At 68.3% G+C, this 21,914-nt stretch carries 12 protein-coding genes; 9 read left to right on the top strand and 3 right to left on the bottom strand.

Annotated features, from left to right (window positions below; all coding sequences use genetic code 11):
• Positions 1 to 55: 55 nt before the first annotated feature.
• From BMZ17_RS18440 to BMZ17_RS18410, 7 genes are all read left to right on the top strand, one after another.
• Positions 56 to 2,464 (top strand): family 20 glycosylhydrolase, encoded by a 2,409-nt coding sequence (locus BMZ17_RS18440; RefSeq protein ID WP_093143947.1) that lies wholly within the window; start codon positions 56 to 58, stop codon positions 2,462 to 2,464.
• 19 nt (positions 2,465 to 2,483) lie between these two features.
• Complete coding sequence (locus tag BMZ17_RS18435) at positions 2,484 to 5,174, top strand: beta-mannosidase (protein WP_093142824.1); 2,691 nt, start codon at positions 2,484 to 2,486, stop codon at positions 5,172 to 5,174.
• 41 nt (positions 5,175 to 5,215) lie between these two features.
• Positions 5,216 to 7,813 (top strand): glycoside hydrolase family 3 protein, encoded by a 2,598-nt coding sequence (locus BMZ17_RS18430; protein WP_093142819.1) that lies wholly within the window; start codon positions 5,216 to 5,218, stop codon positions 7,811 to 7,813.
• An 83-nt stretch (positions 7,814 to 7,896) separates the two neighbouring features.
• Positions 7,897 to 9,336, top strand: coding sequence for a glycoside hydrolase family 125 protein (locus BMZ17_RS18425; RefSeq protein ID WP_093142814.1), 1,440 nt, complete (start codon positions 7,897 to 7,899; stop codon positions 9,334 to 9,336).
• A 136-nt stretch (positions 9,337 to 9,472) separates the two neighbouring features.
• Positions 9,473 to 11,815, top strand: coding sequence for a GH92 family glycosyl hydrolase (locus tag BMZ17_RS18420; protein WP_093142809.1), 2,343 nt, complete (start codon positions 9,473 to 9,475; stop codon positions 11,813 to 11,815).
• Positions 11,815 to 13,686 carry a glycoside hydrolase family 35 protein gene (locus BMZ17_RS18415; protein WP_093142804.1) on the top strand — a complete coding sequence of 624 codons (1,872 nt, stop codon included), beginning with the start codon at positions 11,815 to 11,817 and terminating at the stop codon, positions 13,684 to 13,686. The genes BMZ17_RS18420 and BMZ17_RS18415 overlap by 1 nt, the downstream gene beginning before the upstream one ends.
• Positions 13,683 to 15,788 (top strand): hypothetical protein, encoded by a 2,106-nt coding sequence (locus BMZ17_RS18410; protein ID WP_093142799.1) that lies wholly within the window; start codon positions 13,683 to 13,685, stop codon positions 15,786 to 15,788. The genes BMZ17_RS18415 and BMZ17_RS18410 overlap by 4 nt, the downstream gene beginning before the upstream one ends.
• 17 nt (positions 15,789 to 15,805) lie before the next feature.
• Here BMZ17_RS18410 and BMZ17_RS18405 read toward each other — a convergent pair whose 3' ends face one another.
• Entirely contained in the window at positions 15,806 to 17,167 is a 1,362-nt protein-coding gene (locus BMZ17_RS18405) for an alpha-L-fucosidase (RefSeq protein ID WP_093142795.1), read from the bottom strand.
• A gap of 94 nt (positions 17,168 to 17,261) precedes the next feature.
• Between BMZ17_RS18405 and BMZ17_RS18400 the strand changes: the two genes are divergently transcribed.
• Positions 17,262 to 18,278: a sialidase family protein gene (locus BMZ17_RS18400; protein WP_093142790.1), complete on the top strand. Its 1,017-nt coding sequence runs from the start codon at positions 17,262 to 17,264 to the stop codon at positions 18,276 to 18,278.
• Between the two features lie 16 nt (positions 18,279 to 18,294).
• Here BMZ17_RS18400 and BMZ17_RS18395 read toward each other — a convergent pair whose 3' ends face one another.
• Together BMZ17_RS18395 and BMZ17_RS18390 are read right to left on the bottom strand one after the other, a co-directional pair.
• Positions 18,295 to 19,716 carry an ATP-binding protein gene (locus BMZ17_RS18395; protein ID WP_093142785.1) on the bottom strand — a complete coding sequence of 474 codons (1,422 nt, stop codon included), beginning with the start codon at positions 19,714 to 19,716 and terminating at the stop codon, positions 18,295 to 18,297.
• Between the two features lie 25 nt (positions 19,717 to 19,741).
• Positions 19,742 to 20,449 (bottom strand): response regulator, encoded by a 708-nt coding sequence (locus tag BMZ17_RS18390; protein WP_093143943.1) that lies wholly within the window; start codon positions 20,447 to 20,449, stop codon positions 19,742 to 19,744.
• Positions 20,450 to 20,658: 209 nt separating this feature from the next.
• Here BMZ17_RS18390 and BMZ17_RS18385 point away from each other — a divergent pair, with 209 nt between their 5' ends.
• The gene (locus tag BMZ17_RS18385) at positions 20,659 to 21,903 is read left to right on the top strand and encodes an efflux RND transporter periplasmic adaptor subunit (RefSeq protein ID WP_093142780.1); all 1,245 of its coding nucleotides are present in this window, start codon (positions 20,659 to 20,661) and stop codon (positions 21,901 to 21,903) included.
• Positions 21,904 to 21,914: the final 11 nt, after the last annotated feature.

Here is a 21,914-nt window from a genome sequence, read left to right as displayed (position 1 = left end):
AGTGGGCGTCCCGGTGATCGGCCGGGGCGCTTTTTTGTTCTTGAAGGAAGCGTGGATGTCCGTTTCTGCTGGTGTGAAGTGCTCCCTGTCGTGGTGTTCGGCCGTGCTGCTCGGGCTGGCGCTGGCCGCCTGCAGTCGCGTGCCGGAGCCCGCGCCGGGACCGGTCCAGGTCGGCCGTGACGCGGCCGAGGCACAGGCGCCGCTGTCCCTGATCCCGGCGCCGGTGCAGGTGACGCGTCGCGCGGGCACGCTGCGGATCGGCGCGGGCACGGTGATCTCGATCCCGGTGAACGATGCCGACACGCTGCAGGCCGCCACGCAGCTGGCAGCGCTGGTGCAGCGCACGCGCGGGCTGGTGCTGCCGGTGCGCGCCGAAGCGGAGGCAACACCGGGCAGCGTGCGCCTGCAGCCCGATCCGCAGGCGCCGGTCGAACAGGCCGAAGGCTATGCGCTGGACGTCAGTGCGCAGGGGCTTGAAGTGCGCGCGCGCGATGCGGCCGGCGTGTACTACGGTGCGATGACCGCGTGGCAGCTGATGACGCCCGATGCCGCGCGTGGCGAGGTGCAGGTCCCGATCGTGCAGATCCGCGACTGGCCGCGCTTCGGCTGGCGTGGCCAGCACCTGGATGTGGCCCGGCATTTCCTCGACGTGGACACGGTCAAGCACGTGCTCGATGCGATGGCGCTGCACAAGCTCAACGTCTTCCATTGGCACCTGAGCGACGACCAGGGCTGGCGCATCGAGATCAAGCAGTACCCCAAGCTCACCGAGATCGGTGCGTGGCGCACGCCGCCTGGCGCAGGTACACACGGCGTGCCGCAGCGCGTCGGCGGCTTCTACACCCAGGACGAGATCCGCGACATCGTCGCCTATGCGGCAGAACGCCACATCACCGTGCTGCCGGAGATCGACATGCCCGGCCACGCGCGCGCGGCGGTGGCGGCGTATCCGGACGAGGTGGGTGTCGATGGCGTCCGCACCGAAGTCGGCACCAACTGGGGCGTGGACCCGTATCTGTTCGACACCAGCCCGCGCAGCCTGCAGTTCATCCGCAACGTGCTGGATGAAGTGCTGGCGCTGTTTCCTTCGACCTACATCCACATCGGCGGTGACGAGGCGATCAAGGACCAGTGGGAAGCCTCGCCGACGATCCGCGCGCAGATGAAGCAGCTCGGGGTCAAGGACGCGCACGCGATGCAGGGCTGGTTCAACGAACAGCTTGCGCAATACCTCACCGCCAAGGGCCGGCGCCTGATCGGCTGGGATGAGATCCTCGAAGGTGGCCTGCCGGCCAATGCCTCGGTGATGTCCTGGCGCGGGATCGAAGGTGCGGTGAGCGCCGCGCAGAAGGGCCACGATGTGGTCCTGGCGCCGGCCGGCTGGATGTATCTCAACTATCCGCAGACCGCGCGTGCCGACGAGCCCGCCGGTCCTTACGACGCGCTGCCGCTGTCGCGCGTGTACGAACTCGATCCGGTGCCGGCCGCGCTCACGGCCGAGCAGGGCAAGCATGTGCTCGGCGTGCAGGGCGCGCTGTGGACCGAATACGTGACCTCGCCGTGGCATGTGGACCATGCGCTGTTCCCGCGCCTGGCCGCCGTGGCCGAAGTGGCGTGGTCGTCGATGCAGGCGCGTGGTTGGGACGGCTTCCTGGCGCGCCTGCCGGCGCAGCTGCAGCGCTATCGGGCGTTGGGCATCGACGCCAGCGATACGGCATTCGCCGCCGACATCACGCTCGATGGCGGTCGCAACGCGGTGCTGGATGGCCAGCCGGGCAAGGTGGTGCTGGGCAACCAGCTCAAGGCCGGCCAGATCCACTACACCACCGATGGCAGCGCGCCGACGTTCGCCTCGCCCCGCTACAGCGCGCCGTTTGCGATCACGCTGCCGGTCACGGTCAGCGCGGCGGTGTTCGCCGACGATGGCCTGCCGCTGGCGGCCACGCGCACGCAGCGTTTCGACGACGCCACGCTGCGCCGTTACGGCACCCACGATCTGCGCAAGTGCCCCGATGGCGGGCTTGGCCTGCGCACGCCGCTGCTGCCGGACATGACCGCCGCCGATACGCCGCTGTTCGACGTGGACCTGTTCCATGCCTGCTGGATCGTGCCGGCCGCGCACCTGGACGGCATCGCGGGCCTGCGCGTGGAAGCGTCGCGCCTGGCGCGCAACTACGGCCTAGCGCATGACCAGTCCAAGGTGGTCGGGTACCCGGCCAAGACCGCGCACGGCGAGCTGGAAGTGCATCTGGATCAGTGCAGCGGCCCGCTGCTGGCGCGCGTGCCGCTGCCGGCCGGCGACACGCTGGGCGAACAGTTCGAGCTGCAGGCATCCATGACGCCACGCAGCGGGACCCACGACCTGTGTCTGCGCTATACCGCTCCGATCACCGGGCCGCTGCCCGCGGTCGGTGCCGTCCACCTGATTCCCGCCGCCACGCCATCGCCTGCCGGCGCGCACTGATTCCAAGGAGCTTTCGACCATGCTGATCCGCCGCCTTCCGTTCCCCCGCGCCCTGCCGCGCCTGGCGCTGACCTTGGGCCTGCTGGCGGCGTTCGGCCAGGCCGGTGCCGCGGCGCCGACCACGCAGTCGCTGGACGCGGGCTGGCAGCTGCGGATTGCCCCGGGTCAGGCGCAGGCCAAGGCCAAGGCGCATCCGAAGGCCGCCGCGTGGCTGCCGGCGCAGGTGCCCGGCGCGGTGCAGACCGACCTGATGGCCGCCGGCCTGCTGGTCGATCCGTTCAAGGCCGACAACGAGGCCCAGGTGCAGTGGGTCGGCCTGTCCGACTGGCAGTACCAGACCACGTTTGAAGTCGATGCCGCCACGCTGGCGCGCGGCCATGTGGAGCTGGTATTCGAAGGTCTGGACACGCTGGCGCAGGTGACGCTCAACGGGCAGAAGATCCTCGATGCCGACAACATGTTCCGGCGCTGGACCGTGGACGTGAAGCCGCTGCTCAAGCGCGGCGCCAACACGCTGGAGATCACCTTCCGCTCGCCGATCGAGGCGATGCGCCCGTGGCTGGCCAAGCAGCCGTACGGGTTGCCGGGCGCCTACGACTCGGCCTTCGGCGATGAGCCGTCCGGGCGTAACAGTTCCATCTACCTGCGCAAGGCGCCGTACCACTTCAGTTGGGACTGGGGCCCGCGCCTGGTCACCGCTGGCCTGTGGAAAGGCGTTGCGCTCAAGGCCTGGGATGCCACCCGCGTGGATGACTTGCACATCGCCCAGCCGCGCGTGGATGCGGACGCCGCGCAGCTGGAAGCCCAGCTCACCGTCGAGGCCGCGCGCAGCGGCCCGGTGCAGGTGCAGCTGCAGGTGCTCGATCCGGACGGCAAGCAGGTCGCGCAGTTCGAAGAACAACGCATCGTCGATCCCGGCAGCAATCGCGTGGACCTGCCGCTGCGCATCGCCCATCCGCGGCGCTGGTTCCCGGCCGGCTATGGCGCGCAGGATCGCTACACGTTCGTCGCCACCGTGCGCGATGCCGATGGCGATACGCAGACCTTCAAGCGCGTGACCGGGCTGCGCAGCGTCGAGCTGCGCCGTGACAAGGACCAGTGGGGCCGCGGCATGGCCTTCGTGGTCAACGGCATCCCGATCTTCGCAAAGGGCGCCAATATGATCCCGCTGGACAGCTTTTCCAGCCGCGTGAGCGAAGCGACGATGCGGCGCTCGCTGCAGGATGCGCGCGACGCCAACATGAACATGGTGCGCATCTGGGGCGGCGGCATCTACCAGGACGATCGCTTCTACGAGGCCGCCGATGAACTCGGCATCATGGTCTGGCAGGACTTCATGTTTGGCGGTGCGATCCCGCCGTATGACGCGGCCTTCCGCGAGAACACGCGCCAGGAAGCCATCGAGCAGGTCAAGCGCCTGCGCGACCATCCCAGCATCGTCCTATGGTGCGGCAACAACGAGGTGCAGGTCGGCTGGGAAGGCATGGACGACAGCCTCAAGTTGCAGAAGTCGATCACCCCGGACGAGCGCAGCCGCATCGAGCGCGGCATGCAGAACCTGTTCGGCACCGTGCTACGCGAGGCAGTGAGCCAGCAGTCGCCGGAGACACCGTACTGGGCAAGCTCGCCCGGCACCGACTACGACACCGAGGCCAATCGCACCGACGATGGCGACATGCACTACTGGCAGGTCTGGGGCGGCCCGGCCTATCCGGTGACCAAATACATGGAGATCACCCCGCGCTTCATGTCCGAGTACGGGCTGCAGTCGTTCCCCGATATCCGTACCGTGCGCGCGTTTGCCGGCGATGGTCCGCTGAGCCTGGAGCTGCCGGCGGTGAAGGCGCACCAGAAGTGGGACAAGGGCCGCGGCAACGCGCGCCAGCTGCTGTATATCCGCCGCGAGTTCGGCGAGCCGAAGGATTTCGAGAGCTTCGTCTACCTGAGCCAGCTGATGCAGGCCGAAGGCATCGAGATCGCCGCCGAGCACCACCGCACCTCGCGCCCGCGCACGATGGGCACACTGTTCTGGCAGCTCAACGACGTGTGGCCGGTGGCCTCGTGGTCGAGCGTGGATTACTACGGCCGCTGGAAGGCGCTGCAGTACCACGCGCGCCGTTTCTTCGCGCCGGAGCTGGTCTCTGCGCTGCGCAAGGACGGCAAGACTTACGTCGCGCTGGTCTCCGATCGCACCACGCCGCTGTCGGCGCAGTGGCGCGTGCGGGTGATGGACTTCGGCGGCAAGGTGTTGAGCGATCGCACGCAGGACGCGCAGCTGCCAGCGCTGAGCAGCATCGAGGTGGCCCAGTTCGACGATGCGACGCTACTGAAGGGTGCTGACCCGAAGCACACGTTCGCGGTGTTCGACCTGATCGAGGGCGGCAAAGTCGTGTCGCAGCAGGCCGTGCTGTTCGATGCGGCCAAGGCGCTGGCGCTGCCGGTTGCGCAGGTCACGCCGGGCTGGAAGGCCGAGGGCGATGGCTATGCGCTGACGCTGGCCAGCGATGCGTTCGTGCGCGAGCTGTGGCTGTCGTTCGGCGACCTCGATGCGACCCTGTCGGACAACGCATTCGATGTGCTTCCGGGCGAGCCGGTAACCGTGCATGTGCGTAGCGCCGCGTCGCTGGCGCAGCTGCAGGCAGCGCTGCAGCTGCGCGATGTCGCCTCGACCCTGCAGGGCGCACCGGCCGAACCGGCGGACGCGAAGTGACGCGCAGAGTGATCGGTGGTTACGTCGCCTTGGTGGCAGCGATGTTGGTGACGATGGCCCCGGCCCGCGCCGACCAGGCGCAGGACAAGGCCACCGCGCTGGTGGCCAAAATGACGCTGCAGGAAAAGGTCGCGCAGAGCATGAGCGCGGCGCCGGCGATTCCGCGCCTGGGCGTACCGGCCTACGACTGGTGGAGCGAAGGCCTGCATGGCATCGCCCGCAACGGCACTGCAACGGTGTTCCCGCAGGCGATCGGCCTGGCCGCGAGCTGGAATCCCGCGCTGCTGGAAGAGGTCGGCACGGTGGTCTCCACCGAGGCGCGCGCCAAGTTCAACCTCGCCGGTGGCGCCGGCCACGACCACACGCGCTACCAGGGCCTGACCATCTGGTCGCCCAACATCAACCTGTTCCGCGATCCGCGCTGGGGCCGCGGCATGGAAACTTACGGCGAGGACCCGGTGCTCAGCGGCACGCTGGCGATGGGCTTCATCCGCGGCCTGCAGGGCGATGACCTGAACCATCCGCGCACCATCGGCACGCCCAAGCACATGATCGCCCACAGCGGGCCGGAGCCGGGCCGGCACGGGTTCGATGCCGATCCTTCGCCGCAGGACATCGAGGCCAGCTACACGCCGGCGTTTCGCGCGGCGGTGGTCGATGGCCACGCCGCTTCGGTGATGTGCGCCTACAACGCGCTGCACGGCACGCCGGTGTGTGCGGCCGACTGGCTGCTCAACGGCCGCCTGCGCGGCGACTGGGGCTTCAAAGGCTTCGTGGTGTCCGATTGCGATGCGATCGACGACATGACCCACTTCCATCACCTCGCGTTGGACAACGCCGGCTCGGCTGCGGCCGCGCTGAAGGCCGGCCACGATCTCAACTGCGGCTATGCCAACGCCGGCTTGGCGCAGGCGATCGCGCGTGGCGATGCGGACGAAGCCACGCTAGATCACGCATTGGTGCGCCTATTCACCGCGCGCTATCGGCTGGGCGAACTGGACCCGCCCAAGCGCGACCCGTACGCCAAGCTGGGTGCCAAGGACATCGACAGCGCCGCCCATGCCGCGCTGGCGCTCAAGGCCGCGCAGCAGTCGCTGGTGCTGCTGAAGAACGACGCGAACACGCTGCCGTTCAAGCCCGGCCTGCGCCTGGCGGTACTCGGCCCCGATGCGGATGCGCTGGCCGCGCTGGAAGCCAACTACCAGGGCACGTCCTCGCTGCCCGTGACGCCACTGCTCGGGCTGCGCGCGCGCTTCGGTGCTGAGCACATCGCCTACGCGCAGGGCGCGGCACTGGCGCTCGGCGTACCAAGCACGATCCCCGAGACCGCGCTGCGCAGCGACGGTCAGCCCGGCCTGAAGGGCGAGTACTTCGACAACCTCGACCTGGCCGGCAAGCCGCGTGCCGTGCGCCAGGATCGCGTGGTCGGCTTCAACTGGGACCACGTAGCGCCGGCGCCGGGCGTGGACCCGCAGCGCTATTCGGTGCGCTGGACCGGACAGCTGCTGCCGCCGGGCCAGGGCGACTACACGCTGGCCGTGCGCGTGGCCCGCTGCTTCGACTGCAGTGGCCACGATCCGGTGCGGCTGTACGTGGACGACCAGTTGGTGGTTGCAGGCAACGCCGAAGACAAGCGCGTGGCTGCGGGCGTGCACAACGCCGATGGACGCAACGTCGAGGCGGTGCTGCACTTCGACGACACGCGCCCGCGCAATATTCGTCTGGAAATCGAACACCGCGGCCAGGACCAGGGCCTGCGCCTGGAATGGCTGGCCCCGGCCGATGCGCAGCTGGCCAAGGCCGATGCGGCCATCGCCCAATCCGATGCGGTCGTCGCCTTCGTTGGGCTCTCGCCCGATGTGGAAGGCGAAGAGCTGCAGATCGACGTGCCCGGCTTCGACGGCGGCGATCGCACCAGCCTGGACCTGCCCGCGCCGCAGCAGGCGCTGCTGGAACGCGCCAAGGCCAGCGGCAAACCTTTGGTGGTGGTCCTGATGAGTGGCGGCGCGGTCGCGCTCAACTGGGCCAAGCAGCATGCCGATGCGGTGATCGCGGCGTGGTATCCGGGCCAGTCCGGGGGCACTGCGCTCGCCCAGGCGCTGGCCGGCGATGTCAGCCCGGGCGGGCGCCTGCCGGTGACGTTCTACCGCACCACGCGCGATCTGCCGCCGTACATCAGCTACGACATGAAGGGCCGCACCTATCGCTACTTCACCGGCACGCCGCTGTATCCGTTCGGCTATGGCCTCAGCTACACGCAGTTCGGCTACAACGCGCCGAGCGTCTCGGCGGCCACGCTCGCCGCCGGACAGCCGCTGCGCGTGACCGTCACGGTGCGCAATACCGGTGCACGCGCAGGCGATGAAGTCGCGCAGGTCTACCTGCTGCCACCGACGGGTGATGGCACGCCGCTTCGCAGCCTGGTCGGCTACCAGCGCGTCACGCTGCAGCCGGGCCAGGCGCGCACGCTGGAGTTCACGCTCGATCCGCGCGCCCTGAGCACGGTCGCGCGCGATGGCACGCGCGCGGTCGAAGCCGGTGCGTACAGCGTGTTCGTCGGCGGTGGTCAGCCCGGCACCGATGCACCGGGTGCAGAAGCGCGCTTCACCATTACTGGCCGCGCGCCCTTGCCCAAATGAGTTGCCTCGGCACGTCGGCGTGATCGCGACGACGTGCGCCTCGCCGCCTTGTGCGGTTCAACCAGACACCAGGAGTTTTCGCCATGCCTACCCGTCGCGACGTCCTCCATCTGCTTGGCGCAGGCGCCAGCGCAGGCCTGCTCGCCAGCGCGCTGCCGGCGATGGCGGCCTCCAGCTCTGCCACGGCGTTCACCAGCCATCGCCCGCCGGTGGCCCAGCGCAACTTCACCAGCCAGGCGGTCGAGCGCCAGCTGCGCAAGACCAAGGCGCAGATCGCCGATCCCGAACTGGCCTGGCTGTTCGAGAACTGCTATCCCAATACGCTGGACACTACGATCGAAGCCGGCACGCGCGACGGCAAGCCGGATACGTTCGTCATCACCGGCGACATCCACGCGCTGTGGCTGCGCGATTCCTCCGCGCAGGTGCAGCCTTACCTGCCGCTGTTGCGCGAAGACGCTGCGCTGCGGCGCATGGTGCACGGCCTGATCCGTCGCCAGGCCGCGTGCATCCGGCTCGATCCGTATGCCAATGCCTTCCTGCCCGATGGCACCAGCCAACGCCTGAAATGGTCGCTCAACGACATCACCGAGATGAAACCCGGCGTTGGCGAGCGCAAGTGGGAAATCGACTCGCTGTGCTATCCGATCCGCCTGGCACACGGCTACTGGAAAGCCAGCGGCGACACCGCGCCGTTCGATGACGACTGGCGCGCTGCGATGCACACGGTGGTCAAGACCTTCCGCGAACAGCAGCGCCTGCACGACCGCGGCCCGTACACCTTCCAGCGGCCTTCGCCACTGGCGACCGAGACCTTGGTGCTGGAGGGCTACGGCCAGCCGACCAGGCCCAACGGCATGATCCATTCGATGTTCCGGCCCTCGGACGATGCGTGCGTGTATCCGCTGTTCGTGCCGGCCAACCTGTTCGCGGTGACGTCGCTACGCCAGCTGGCGGCGATGAGCGCGGCGATCCATCACGACGCGGACTTCGCGGGCGAATGCACCGCGCTGGGCGATCAGGTCGAAGCAGCGACGCGCCAGTTCGGCCAGATGCGCGATGCCGATGGGCAGGCGTTCTGGGCGTTCGAGGTCGATGGCTTCGGCAACCAACTGTTCATTGATGACGCCAACGCGCCGGGCCTGCTGAGCCTGGCCTACCTGGACTGCTGCGATCGCGAGGACCCGGTGTTCCGGCGCACGCGCGATCTGGCGTGGAGCCCGCGCAATCCGTACTTCTGCGCGGGCCGCGCGGCCTCGGGCGTCGGCAGTCCGCACACCGGGATGGGCACGATCTGGCCGATGGCGATCGTGCAGTACGCGATGACCAGCGACGACGACGCGCAGATCCGCCAGTGCCTGCAGTGGCTCAAGACCACGCACGCCGGCACCGGCTTCATGCACGAGGCGTTCAACCAGGACGATCCGTCCAGCTTCACCCGCGATTGGTTTGCCTGGGCCAACACCTTGTTCGGCGAACTGATCCTCGACCTGGCCGCACGCAAGCCGCAGCTGCTGCGCTGATCCAGATCTCGTAGGAGCTGCTTCAACAGCGATGGGGCTTCACCGGTCGAGCCCCATCGCCGCTGAAGTGGCTCCCGCATTCCAAGCTTCTTTCCACACACCGGCGCGCCACCGCACCCGCATCAAGGAGAACCCCATGGCAACACGACGCAGCTTCCTGCAAGGCGCCATCGCCCTGTCCCTGGCCAGCAGTGCCGGCCTGCCACGGCTGGCCCAGGCGCGCGCCGGGCGCTATGCGCTGCCGCTGGACGCACATGCCAAGCCGAAGCTGACCAAGCACGTGGATGTGTTCATCGGCACCGGCGGACACGGCCACACGTTCCCGGGCGCGACATTGCCGTTCGGCATGGTCCAGCTGAGTCCGGATACCTACAACGCGGTGTGGGATTCCTGCGGCGGCTACCACGAGTCCGATGGCTCGATCATGGGCTTCTCGCACACGCACCTGTCCGGCACCGGCATCGGCGACATGCTCGATTTCCTGGTGATGCCCTCCACTGGCAAGGTGCAACTCGTGCCGGGCCCGCTGGACGATCCCGATGCCGGCTATCGCCAGCGCTACGACCATGCCGACGAAGCCGCATCGCCGGGCTATTACCGGGTCAAGCTGAAGGAGACCGGCATCCAGGCCGAACTCACCGCGACCCATCGCGCGGGCCTGCATCGCTACACCTTCCCCAAGGGCGCGCGCGGGCACCTGCTGCTGGACCTGTTCCATGCGATGCAGGACAACCCGCACACCGCCTCGCGCGTGAGCGATGCGCAGGTGCGCGTGGTGGATCCGCAGACCATCACCGGCGGCCGTCGCGTGCACGAGTGGGCGGCTGGCCGCTATGTGTTTTTCGCCATGCGCCTGTCGCGGCCGTTCCAGCGCGCCGAGCTGTTCGCCGAGGGCTTGCCGCTGGGTGCGGAAGCGCAGGATGCGCACGGCGAGCGCCTGCAGGTGGCGCTGCAGTATCCCGACGCCGGCCATGCGCCGCTGCTGGTCAAGGTGGGCATCTCGGCGGTGAGCGCCGAGAACGCGCTGGCCAACCTGGATGCGGAGCTGGACGATTTCGATTTCCCGCGCGTGCATGCCGCCGCAGTGGCCGAATGGGAGAAGGAACTGGGCCGCGTAAGGGTCAAGGGCGGCGACGACGCGCAGCAGCGCATCTTCTACACCGCGCTGTATCACACGATGGTCGCGCCCACGTTGTTCAGTGACGTGGACGGCCGGTATCGCGGCATGGACCTCAAGGTCCACACGCTGCCGGCCGGCCACAACAATTACAGCACCTACTCGCTGTGGGACACCTATCGCGCCGCGCATCCGCTGATGACGCTGGTCCAGCCCGAGCGCGTGCCCGACCTGATGCAATGCCTGGTGCGCGGCAACGCGCAGTGCCCGGACGGAGTGGCGATCTGGCCGCTGCAGGGCGTGGAGACCGGCTGCATGAGCGGCTATCACTCGGCGGTGGTGCTGGCCGAGGCGCACGCCAAGGGCTTCGGCGGGATCGATTTCGACGCGGCCTGGGAACCGTATCGCAAGCGCCTGATGGAAGACGATTTCCACGGCCTGCCGTATTACCGCAAGCTCGGCTACATCCCCAGCGACAAGGTCGATGAAGCGGTCAGCCGCACGCTGGAATACGCCTACGACGACTGGGCCGCGGCCGAGCTGGCGCGCGCCGCCGGCAAGACGGACGAGGCGAAGGCGCTGCAGGCGCGCTCGCGCAACTATCGCAACCTGTTCAATCGCGACAGCGGCTTCATGCGGCCGCGCGATGAAGCCGGCGGCTGGATCACGCCGTTCGATCCGCGCGCGATGGGCCATTCCAAGCAATGGCGCGACTTCACCGAGTCCAACGCCTGGCAGGCGACCTTCCTCAACCAACACGACATCTACGGCTACATGGAGCTGTTCGGTGGGCGCGAGGCCTTCATCGCCAAACTGGACGAACTGTTCTCGACCAGTTCCGAGCTGCCGGCCGATGCGCCGCCGGATATCGATGGCATGGTCGGCCAGTACGCGCACGGCAACGAGCCCAGCCATCACGTGGCCTACCTCTATGCATACGGCGGCCAGCCGTACAAGACCCAGCAGATGGTGCGCCGCCTGTTGCGCCAGCAGTACCACGATGCGCGCAACGGCCTGTCCGGCAACGAGGACTGCGGGCAGATGAGCGCGTGGTTCGTGCTGGGCGCGATCGGCTTCTATCCGGTCGATCCGGTCAGCGGCAACTACGTGATCGGCAGCCCGCTGTTCGACGAGGTCACGCTGGAGGTCGGCCAGGGCCGCACGCTGCGCGTGGTCGCCAAGCGCAACAGCGACCGCAACGTCTACGTGCAGTCGCTGACCTGGAACGGCGTGCCGACCACGCGTAGCTGGTTGAAGCATGCGGACATCGCCGCCGGCGGCACGCTGGAATTCGTGATGGGGCCGTCGCCGAACGTTGCCTTCGGCGCCGGCGCGGACGACCTGCCACCGTCGTTCGCCTGATGGGCCGTGTGCTGCAGGGCCTCGGAGCGCGATTGGTCTTTGGCTTGCTGGGACTGGCGCTGATCGCGTCAGCTTGGTCCGGCAGCGCGTTCGCCGCCGAACAGGCGTGGCCACGCTTGACCCCGCAGGGCGATCATTTCGCCCGCGATGGCCAGCCGTACCAGGTGATCTCTGGCGCGCTGCACTTCCAGCGCATTGCCCGCGCGGACTGGGACGACCGCCTGCGCAAGGCGCGCGCTTTGGGCCTCAACACGGTGGAGACCTACGTGTTCTGGAATGCGGTGGAGCCGCAGCCGGGGCAGTTCGACTTCACCGGCAACAACGACGTGGCCGCGTTCGTGCGCGCGGCCGCGGCGCAAGGGCTCAGCGTGATCCTGCGCGTGGGCCCGTATGCCTGCGCCGAGTGGGAAGCCGGCGGTTATCCGGGGTGGCTGTTCGCCGATCCCGCGGTGAAGGTGCGCTCGCGCGATCCGCGCTATCTGGCCGCGGCGCAGCGCTATCTAGATGCCGTCGGTGCGCAGGTCAAGCCGCTGCTCAACGGCCATGGCGGGCCGATCATCGCGGTGCAGGTCGAGAACGAATACGGCTCCTACGACAACGACCACGCCTACATGCAGGCCGCGCGCGCCGCGCTGGTGCACGCCGGCCTGGACGCCACGCTGCTGTTCACCGCCGATGGCGCCGACATGCTGGCCAACGGCACGCTGCCGGACACGCTGGCGGTGGTGAACTTCGCCCCCGGCGAGGCGCGTAGCGCGTTCGACAAGCTGGCCAAGTTCCGTCCCGGCCAGCCGCGCATGGCCGGCGAATACTGGGCCGGCTGGTTCGATCACTGGGGCGAGCCGCATGCGCACACCGATGCGCAGCAGCAGGCCGACGAGCTGGCGTGGATGCTGGGGCAGGGCATCTCGGTGAATCTTTACATGTTCACCGGCGGCACCAGTTTCGGCTTCATGAATGGCGCGAACTTCCAGGGCAATCCGTCCGACCACTACGCGCCGGACACCACCGGCTACGACTACGACGCAGTGCTCGACGAAGCCGGCCGGCCGACGGCGAAGTTCGCGTTGTTCCGCGACGTGATCGCCAAGGCCACCGGCGTCACGCCGCCTGCGTTGCCCAAGCAGGCGCTGTTGCAAGTGATCGCGCCGGTGACGCTGGCCGAATCCACTTCGCTATGGGACAACCTGCCGACGCCAATCGCCAGCGACGATCCGCTGCCGATGGAGCATTACGGCCAGGCCACCGGCTACATCCTGTATCGCACGCAGGTGCAGGGGCCGTTTCGTGGCGACCTGTATCTGGGCGACGTGCATGATGCGGCGCGCGTTTATCTCGACCAGCGCCTTGCCGGCAGCGCAGAGCGTCGCCTCAAGCAGGTCTCGGTCGTGCTGGACGTGTCAGCTGGCACCCACACGCTCGACGTGCTGGTGGAAAACAGCGGACGCGTGAACTACGGGCCGCATCTGGCCGATGGACGTGCGGGCCTGCTCGGCACGGTGCTGCTCGATCAAACGCCATTGAAGGGCTGGCAGGTGTATCCGCTGCCGATGACCACGCCGGATACGTTGCGCGGCTGGACGCGCGGGCCGGTGGCGGGACCGGCATTCCATCGCGGCACGCTGCGCATCGACACGCCGGCCGATACCTACCTGGACCTGCGTGCGTTCGGGCGTGGCTTTGTCTGGGCCGATCGCATCAATCTCGGTCGGCATTGGGATCTGGGTCCGGCGCGTGCGCTGTACTGGCCGGGCGCGTGGCAGCGTCGCGGTGACAACCGTGTTGTTGTGTTCGATCTGGACGATGTGGCGTCGCCACGCGTGCAAGGCGTGCGCGATCCGATCTGGATCACGCCGGGGGCAGCACCTTGAAGGCGCTCATCAGCGCGGTGCTACTGGCGCTGTCATCGGCGGTCAACGCACAGGCACCACCGAAGCTGATGTTCCAGACCGACCAGGGCTGGTCGCCGCGGGTCAACGTGCCGGCCGATACCGTGCTGGCCTACGGGCTGGACAGCACGCTGCCCGCGCGCATCGCCGACTGGCGCGCGCACGGCTATCGCGTCGGCGTCATGACCGCGCTGGCGTGGGGCCGCTATCCGCGCTATCTCGCCCAGGCCGGTGATGCGCTGGGCGATGAAACCCAGCAGGCCGCCGGCGGCCGCGCGCTGCTGCATGACGGCCCGCAGGTGCCGTACTTCGTGCCGACGCCGCGTTATGTCGCCTTCCTCGCCGATGGCGTGCGTGAGGCGTTGGAAGCGGGCGCCGAATCGGTCTATCTGGAAGAACCCGAGTTCTGGGCCGACGCCGGCTGGTCGCCTGCATTCAAGCAGGCCTGGCTTACGCACTTCGGCACGCCGTGGCAGCCGCCCGACGCGTCGCTGCCGGCGCAGGCGCACGCGTCGCAGTTGAAGGTCGCGCTGTATCGCGATGCCGTGGCCCAGGCCTGCGCGCAGGTGCACGCCTGGGGCCAGGCGCATGGCCGCGCGGTGGCCTGCAATGTCGCCACGCACTCGCTGCTCAATTACGCGCAGTGGCGGATCGTGTCGCCGCAACATGCGTTCGTCGATGCGGGCGTGGATGGCGTGGTCGGCCAGGTGTGGACGGGCACCGCGCGAGCACCCAACACCTATCGCGGCGTGCAGGGCGAGCGGCCGTTCGCCACCGCCTTCCTTGAATTCGGCGCGCTGCATGACCTCGCGCGCACGCTGGACGTGCCGGCGTGGTGGCTGGCCGATCCGGTAGAGGACAATCCCGCCCACATCTGGCGCGACTATCGTGACAACTGGCAGGCCACGCTGGTGGCCTCGCTGATGTGGCCGGGCAATGCCGGCTTCGAAGTGCTGCCGTGGCCCAACCGCATCTTCGATCTCACCGCGACCTATCCGGACGAACACGGCGGACGCCATGCAATCCCGGCCGCCTATCAGCGCGTGCTGCAGACCGTGTTCCATGCGCTCGACGCGATGCCGGGCACGGGCCAGTGGCAGGTCGCCGGCACGCGCGGCCTTGGCGTGCTGACGAGCGACGGCCTGATGGCCCAGCGCGCCGCGCCGGCCACGTCCGATCCCTTGCTGGGCGAAGTGCATGGGCTTGCATTGCCGCTGCTGCTGCACGGCATGCCGGTGCAGCCGGTGTCGGTGGAGCAGCTTGCGCAACATGCCGATACTTTGGCGCAGCAGCGCGTGCTGCTGTGGAGCCAGCAAGGGCAGGGCGCGCTGGAGGCGAAGACCGCAGCGCGGCTTGCCGACTGGGTTCGCACCGGTGGCGCGCTGCTGCGCGTGGATGACGCAGCGACGCTGGGCGATGCAGTGCACGACGCGTTGTTCGAAGCACTCGGGGTAACGCCAGAGGCCGGCACGCTGGCGCCGGTGGGGCGCGGTGTCGTGGGCTGGCTGCGGGCAACGCCTGTGGCGTTGAGCCATGCGTCGGATGGGGCGGATCGCTTGCGTACATTCGTCCAGCAAGCGGCCGCGCGTATCGCGCTTCCGTGGCAGACCGCCTCGGCACTGGTGATGCAGCGCGGACCGTACGTCATCGCAGCCGGCTTGCAGGTCCCGCAGGAAGACGCCATCGCGCCGACGGTGTTGAACGGCCGTTATCTCGACCTGCTGCAATCCGACCTGCCGGAACTGCAGCGCGTGGTGCTGCAGCCGGGCGACCATCGCCTGCTGCTCGATCTCGATGCAACGCACGATGCGAGTCCGCGCCTGCTCGCCGCCGGTGGCCGCACCACCGCATTGGAACGCGCGAACGACCACCTGCGCTTTGCGCTCGATGGCATCGAAGGGCGCGGCGCCGACGATGCGGCGAGCGTGGTGCTGGCGCTGCCGGAGGCGCCGCATGCGGTCACGCTGGAGGGCAAGCCACTCGACAAGACACACGCGGTCTATCGCAACGGCCTGCTGCGCTTGCGTGTGCCTGCCCACGCGCGTTGGCAGCAGCTCGACATCGCCCTGGCCGGCGGACGATGAATCCGCCGGCCGTCGAGTCAACGCGCGACCGGCGTGTCCACGTTGAACAGCTGGAACTCGCGGATGCGCGCGGTGTCCACGCTGGACTGGATGTTCAGGCGCACGCGCGAGGCAGTGACGGCGGGGAAGGTGTCGATCTTCATGTGGCCAATCGCCTGGGCTTGCGCCACGGCTTCCCAGTGGTCTTTGCGCCACACTTCGATCGCGTACTGCTGCACGTGCTGGCCGGCGTTGAGCCATTCCATCGTCAGGCTGCGGTCGAAGGTGATCGGCTGCTTGAAGTTCAGTTCCAGCGTGGCGTGGTGCGGATCGGGCGCCGACCAGAACGTGCTGCGATCGCCGTCGGCCGCCTTGAACGCCTCGCCGCCCGCTTGGTGCAAGGCAAGGTTATGGACGGCGCCATAGCGCGCCTGCAGCGCCTCGCCGAGTTCCTTCAATCGCGTGACGTCGGCCTGCGGCAGCAGGCCATGCGTATCCGGCGCGATGCCCAGCACCAGCTGGCCGCCGCGGCCCACGCTCTCTTCCCAGATCTGCACCAGCTTGTCGACCGACTTCAGTGTGGTGTCGCTGTTGGGATGCCAGAACCACTGCAGCTCGTGCAGTGGCGTATCCACTTCCACTGGCCGCCAGCGCAGGTCGCCGTGGCGATCGATGACGTTCCAGTTTTCGCCCTGCACCGCGCCGGCCTCGTTGCCAACCCAGCGGATGTCGCCGTATTTGAACAGCGCCGTATCGGCGAACACCATCGCGTTGGGCTGGTAGGTGCGCAGCTCTTCCAGATACTTGTCGAAGTCGTAGACATGGCCGGCACTACCAGCGCCATCCAGCCACCATTCGGTCAGCCGACCGTAGTGCAGCGACAGATCCACCAGCTGCGCGGCGTAGAACTTGTCGTAGGCCTTCGGGTCGGCGTACTTGGGCTCATGGCGATCCCACGGCGACAGGTACACGCCGAAGCCCAGGCCCGCATCGCGCGCCGCATCGCTGGTCATGCGCACCAGGTCGCCCTTGCCGTCCAGCCACGGGCTGGCCTTGACCGAGTAATCGCTCTGGTCGGTTGGCCACAGCGCAAAGCCATCGTGGTGCTTGGCCACCAGGATCATGTACTTGGCGCCCGCCGCCTTGACTGCGCGCGCCCACTGCGCCGGGTCCACGCGATCGGGCTTGAACACCGACGGACTCGCCGTGCCGTCGCCCCATTCGCGATCCAGGAACGTGTTGGTGCCGAAGTGAACGATCACGCCGAATTCCAGGTCCTGCCAGGCCAGCTGCTGCGGCGCGGGTTTGACGTCGGAAAAGTTGTCGTTGGCGCAGGCCAGCGGCGCGACCAACGCGCACAGCAGCGACAGCGCCAAGCGCAAGGGAGTGGGGCGCGACATGGAAGCTCCTTCAATCAAGAGCGTTACTTCTAAATGGTTCTGGTTAGGTATTCAAGTGATCACAAATAGATTTTTCTCGCATCGCGCGCTGGGAATGGCGCTGGCGGGGCTGTGCTTTTCAGTGCCGGCATGGGCGGCCACACCGACGCCGATCGTGGCGCGCGAACAGGTCGCGTGCCCGACGCCGCAATGCCACGCCTCCACGCTGGTCGAGACGCGCGATGGCACGTTGCTGCTGGCCTGGTTCGGCGGCGATCACGAAGGCGCCAACGATGTCGGCATCTGGTTGGCGCGACGCGAAGGCAAGACCTGGGCGCCCGCGCAACGCATCGCCAGTGGTGTCGATGCGAATGGCCATGCGGTGCCGGCGTGGAATCCGGTGCTGTTCCAGCCCGCGGACGGCGCGCTGCAGCTCTACTACAAGCTCGGCCCCAACCCGCGGCAATGGTGGGGCCTGATGGCGTCCTCGATGGATGACGGCCGCCACTGGAGCGCGCCGCGACGTCTACCCGAGGGCGCGCTGGGTGCGATCAAGAACAAGCCCGTGCAACTCTCCAGCGGCCGCATCCTCAGCCCATCGAGTACCGAAGACGCCGGCTGGCGCATGCACATGGAATGGTCGGACGACGACGGCGCGCACTGGCAGCGTACCGACGCGCTCAATGATCCCAAGCAGCTCGGCGCAATCCAGCCTTCGCTGCTGGTGCACGCCGATGGCCGCGTGCAGGCCTTGGCGCGCACCCAGCAGAACCGCGTCGCCAGCAGCTGGTCCAGTGATCGTGGCGAGCACTGGTCCACGCCAACGCTGTTGGCACTGGAGAACCCCAATTCCGGAATCGATGCGGTGCAGTTGGCCGACGGACGTTCGCTGCTGGTCTACAACCCGACGCCGAGCGGCAAGGACTGGTGGGACGGCCGCGGCGTGCTCGCCGTGGCGCTCTCGGACGACGGCGAACACTGGCGCCGCGTGCTGACCCTGGAAGACGAGCCTGGCCAGGAGTTCTCCTATCCCGCCGTCATCCAGACCCGCGACGGCCAGGTGCACATCAGCTACACCTGGAAACGCCGGCAGATCACGCACGTCATGCTGGATCCGACACTGCTGCGCTGATTTTTCTCGCGCGAGATTACGGTGCGCGCTGGAACACCACACGCGCTTCCAGTCCGCCGCCGGGGGCTTCGTGCAGGGTCAGCGTGGCGCCGTCCTTCTCTGCAAGCGCGCGGGCGATGGTAAGACCCAGGCCGGCGCCGCCGGTTTCGCGCGAGCGCGAGGTTTCCAGGCGCACGAAGGGATCGAACACGGTCTCGCGTTCGTCCTCGCGCAGGCCGGGGCCGCGGTCGCGCACGGTAACGGTGACTGCGTGCGCATCGGCGTGTGCAGCCACGTGCGCGCTGTGGCCGTACTTGAGCGCGTTGTCGATCAGGTTGGAGAACAGGCGCCGCATCGCCAGCGGGCGCAGGGTCAGCGTGGCATCGCAGCGATGCTCGAACGTCGCGTCATCGCCGGCGTCGACCGCGTCTTCCACGAGACTTTCCAGCAGCGAATCCATATCCAGCGGCGCGGCTTCCTCCGCACTCTCGGCGCTGCGCGCCAGTTCCAGACCCTCGCGGATCAGCGCCTGCATCGCGGCCAGGTCGCCGATGAGCTTGTCGCGCAGGGCGGGCTCGTCGACGTTCTCCAGGCGCAGGCGCAGGCGCGTGAGCGGCGTCTGCAGGTCGTGGGTGATCGCGGCGAGCATGTGGGTGCGCTCGGCCAGGTGGCGCTGCAGGCGTGCTTGCATCGCATTGAAGCGGCTGGCCGCGCGCTGCACTTCGGACGAGCCGGTGAGCGCCATCGGCGGGCGCTGCAGGTCCTGGCCAAGTTCGGCCGCGGCCTGGCCGAGGCGTCGCACCGGTGCGCTGGCCATGCGCGCGGCGAAATAGGACAGGGCCACGATTGCCAGCGCCAACAGGCCCAGGAACACCGGGTCGAAGGCCAGCGCCGAATCGCGGATCAGCGGCGGCGTGTCCACCGCCAGGCGCAGTGGCGTGCCATCACTGAGCTGCAGCGTGACCAGCCGGCACGAGGGCCGCACGAAGCCACCGCGATCGCCGGGACTGCCGGTGTCGCGCGCATCGTCATCGCGGTCGCCATTGCTGTTGCCGCGCCCGCCGCGCGACAGCCCGGGGATGCGCGGGAAATCCGGCATGCACAACCGGCGCGAGACCTGTGCACTGCTGGCGCCGGCCAGCACGCCGCCGCGCGCTTGCAGCAGCGCGGCGAACGCCGGATCGTCGACGCGGCTCTCCGGCGTCGTATCGAGCAGGCGCATGCTGGGGCCGCCCACGCGTAGCAGGTTGCGACGAAGGTCGCCCTCGCTGCCGTCCAGCAGCTCGACATAGCCCTGCACGCGCTCGGCGGTGCGCTCGGTGAGCTGGCGGTCGAAGTCCTGCGTGCGCCGCGCATTGGCGATCAGGGTCGCGCCGATCGCCGCCGCCGACATGCCCAGCACAAGGATCAGGAACAGCCGTCCCGCCAGCGAGCCGAAGAAGCCGCGCAGGCGCTTCATCGCACGATGCCCTGCGTGAAAGACTTCATTCCAGCGCCACCGTGGTGGCCAGCACATAGCCCTCGTTGCGCACGGTCTTGATCAGGCCGTTTCCGCCTTCCTCGCCCAGCTTGCTGCGCAGGCGGCTGATGGCCAGGTCGATCGCGCGGCCTTCCGGCTCGTGCGCGCGGCCGCTGCTCAGCGTGACCAGCTGTTCGCGCGTCAGCACCTTGTTGGCGTGGCCGACGAACACGCGCAGCAGCCGGAACTCGGCGCCGGACAGCATCACCACGCGGCCGTTGGGATCGACCAAATGGCGATGCTCCACATCCAGCATCCAGTTGGAAAAGCGCGCGCGCCGCACCGACAGCGGCTCCAGGTTGGCCGGCAGCGCTTCTGTCCGGCGCAGCACGTTGCGCACGCGCGCCAGCAGCTCGCGCGGCTCGAACGGCTTGGCCAGATAATCGTCGGCGCCCATTTCCAAGCCGAGCACGCGGTCGATCGGCTCGGCGCGCGCGGTCAGCATGATCACCGGCGTGGTCGATCTGGCGCGCAGGTCGCGGCACAGGGTGAGACCGTCCTCGCGTGGCAGGTTGAGGTCCAGCACGATCAGGTCGACGTGTTCGCGCTCCAGGACCTTGCGCATGGCCACGCCGTCCTCGGCCGTGCTGACCTGGTAGCCAGCGCGGCCCAGCTGTTCGGCCAGCAGGGTCCGGATGTCGGCGTCGTCGTCGACCACCAGCAGGCGGTGCATGGAAGCGGGCTCGCTCATGGGAAGGAAGTGTCCATGGTATCGGAGCGCCGCGCGCGGCCGGTTCCTGTCCGCAGGTATCGCCAGGCGCTGCTGATACATCACGATACATGTCCGGCTGAACCTGATACGCAGCGGTACAGGCCGTGCGTTGTCGCGGCGGGGCGGGGTTTCCATGCTGGCGTCGACCCAATGCACAAGGCGCTGCCGACGTGAAGCTGATTCCCCGAACCCGCCGCGGACGCCTGCTCGCGGGCGCCCTGCTGTTGATCGTAATGGCGCTGGTGGGCTGGTGGCTGCTGAAGCCGCCGCCGATGCCCACGCTCGCGACCTCGCCGGTGACCAAGGGCGATATCGAACAGACCGTCGAAGCCACCGGCACCATCAAGCCCTCGCAGCTGGTCAGCGTCGGCGCGCAGGTGTCCGGCCGCATCGAGGTGCTCAAGGTCAAGCTGGGGGATGAGGTCAAAGCCGGCGACCTGATCGCCGAGATCGATTCGCGCACCCAGCTCAACACGCTGGAAAGTGCGCAGGCCTCGCTCAAGAACGCCCGCGCCAACCGCCAGGTGCAGGTCGCCAACCTGCGCCAGTACGAACTGGCCTTCAAGCGCCAGGAGACGATGCTGGCCGCGCAGGCGACTTCGCAGGCCGACTACGACACCGCGCGTGCGCAGCTGGAATCGACCAAGGCGCAGATCGCCGCGCTGGACGCGACCATCACCTCGCAGGAAACCACCGTCGCCACTGCGCAGACCAACCTGGGCTACACCAAGATCACCGCGCCCATCGACGGCACCGTAGTCGCAGTGGTGTCCAAGCAGGGCCAGACGGTGAACGCCAACCAGAGCGCGCCGACCATCGTGATGCTGGGCAACCTGGACACGATGACCGTCTATGCCGACATCTCCGAAGCCGACGTGGTCAAGGCCAAGGAAGGGCAGGCGGCGTACTTCACCATCCTGGGCAACGCCGACAAGCGCTATGCGACCTCGCTGCGCGATATCGCGCCGGCGCCGGATTCGGTGACCAGCGAGGACAGCACCTCGTCCAGCTCGTCGTCCTCGTCCAGCTCCACTTCCAGTACGGCGATCTACTACAACGGCCTGCTGGACGTGGCCAACACTGACCGGTCCTTGCGCACCTACATGACCGCGCAGGTGAGCATCGTGCTGGGCAAGGCCAGCGACGTGCTGCTGATTCCTTCGGCGGCGCTGGGCGACAAGGGTCGCGACGGCGGCTACCTGGTGCAGGTGGTCGGCGCCGACGGCCGCCCGCAGCCGCGCAAGGTGGTGATCGGCCTCAACAACAACGCCAATGCCGAAGTGAAAAGTGGCCTGCGCGAAGGCGAGCGCGTCGTCGTGGGCGAAGTCACTTCCGCCACCCAGGCCGCCAGCGCCGCCGCCAGTGCCAACCGCCAGCAACGGCGCGGCCCGGGCGGCCCGCCGCCGATAATGTAAGGAGGGCCACG

It is taken from the genome of Pseudoxanthomonas sp. GM95, assembly GCF_900109775.1.
Taxonomy (GTDB): Bacteria; Pseudomonadota; Gammaproteobacteria; order Xanthomonadales; family Xanthomonadaceae; genus Pseudoxanthomonas_A.
The sequence above is the reverse complement of the archived record's forward strand: the minus strand, read 5'-3'. Positions and strand labels throughout refer to the sequence as shown.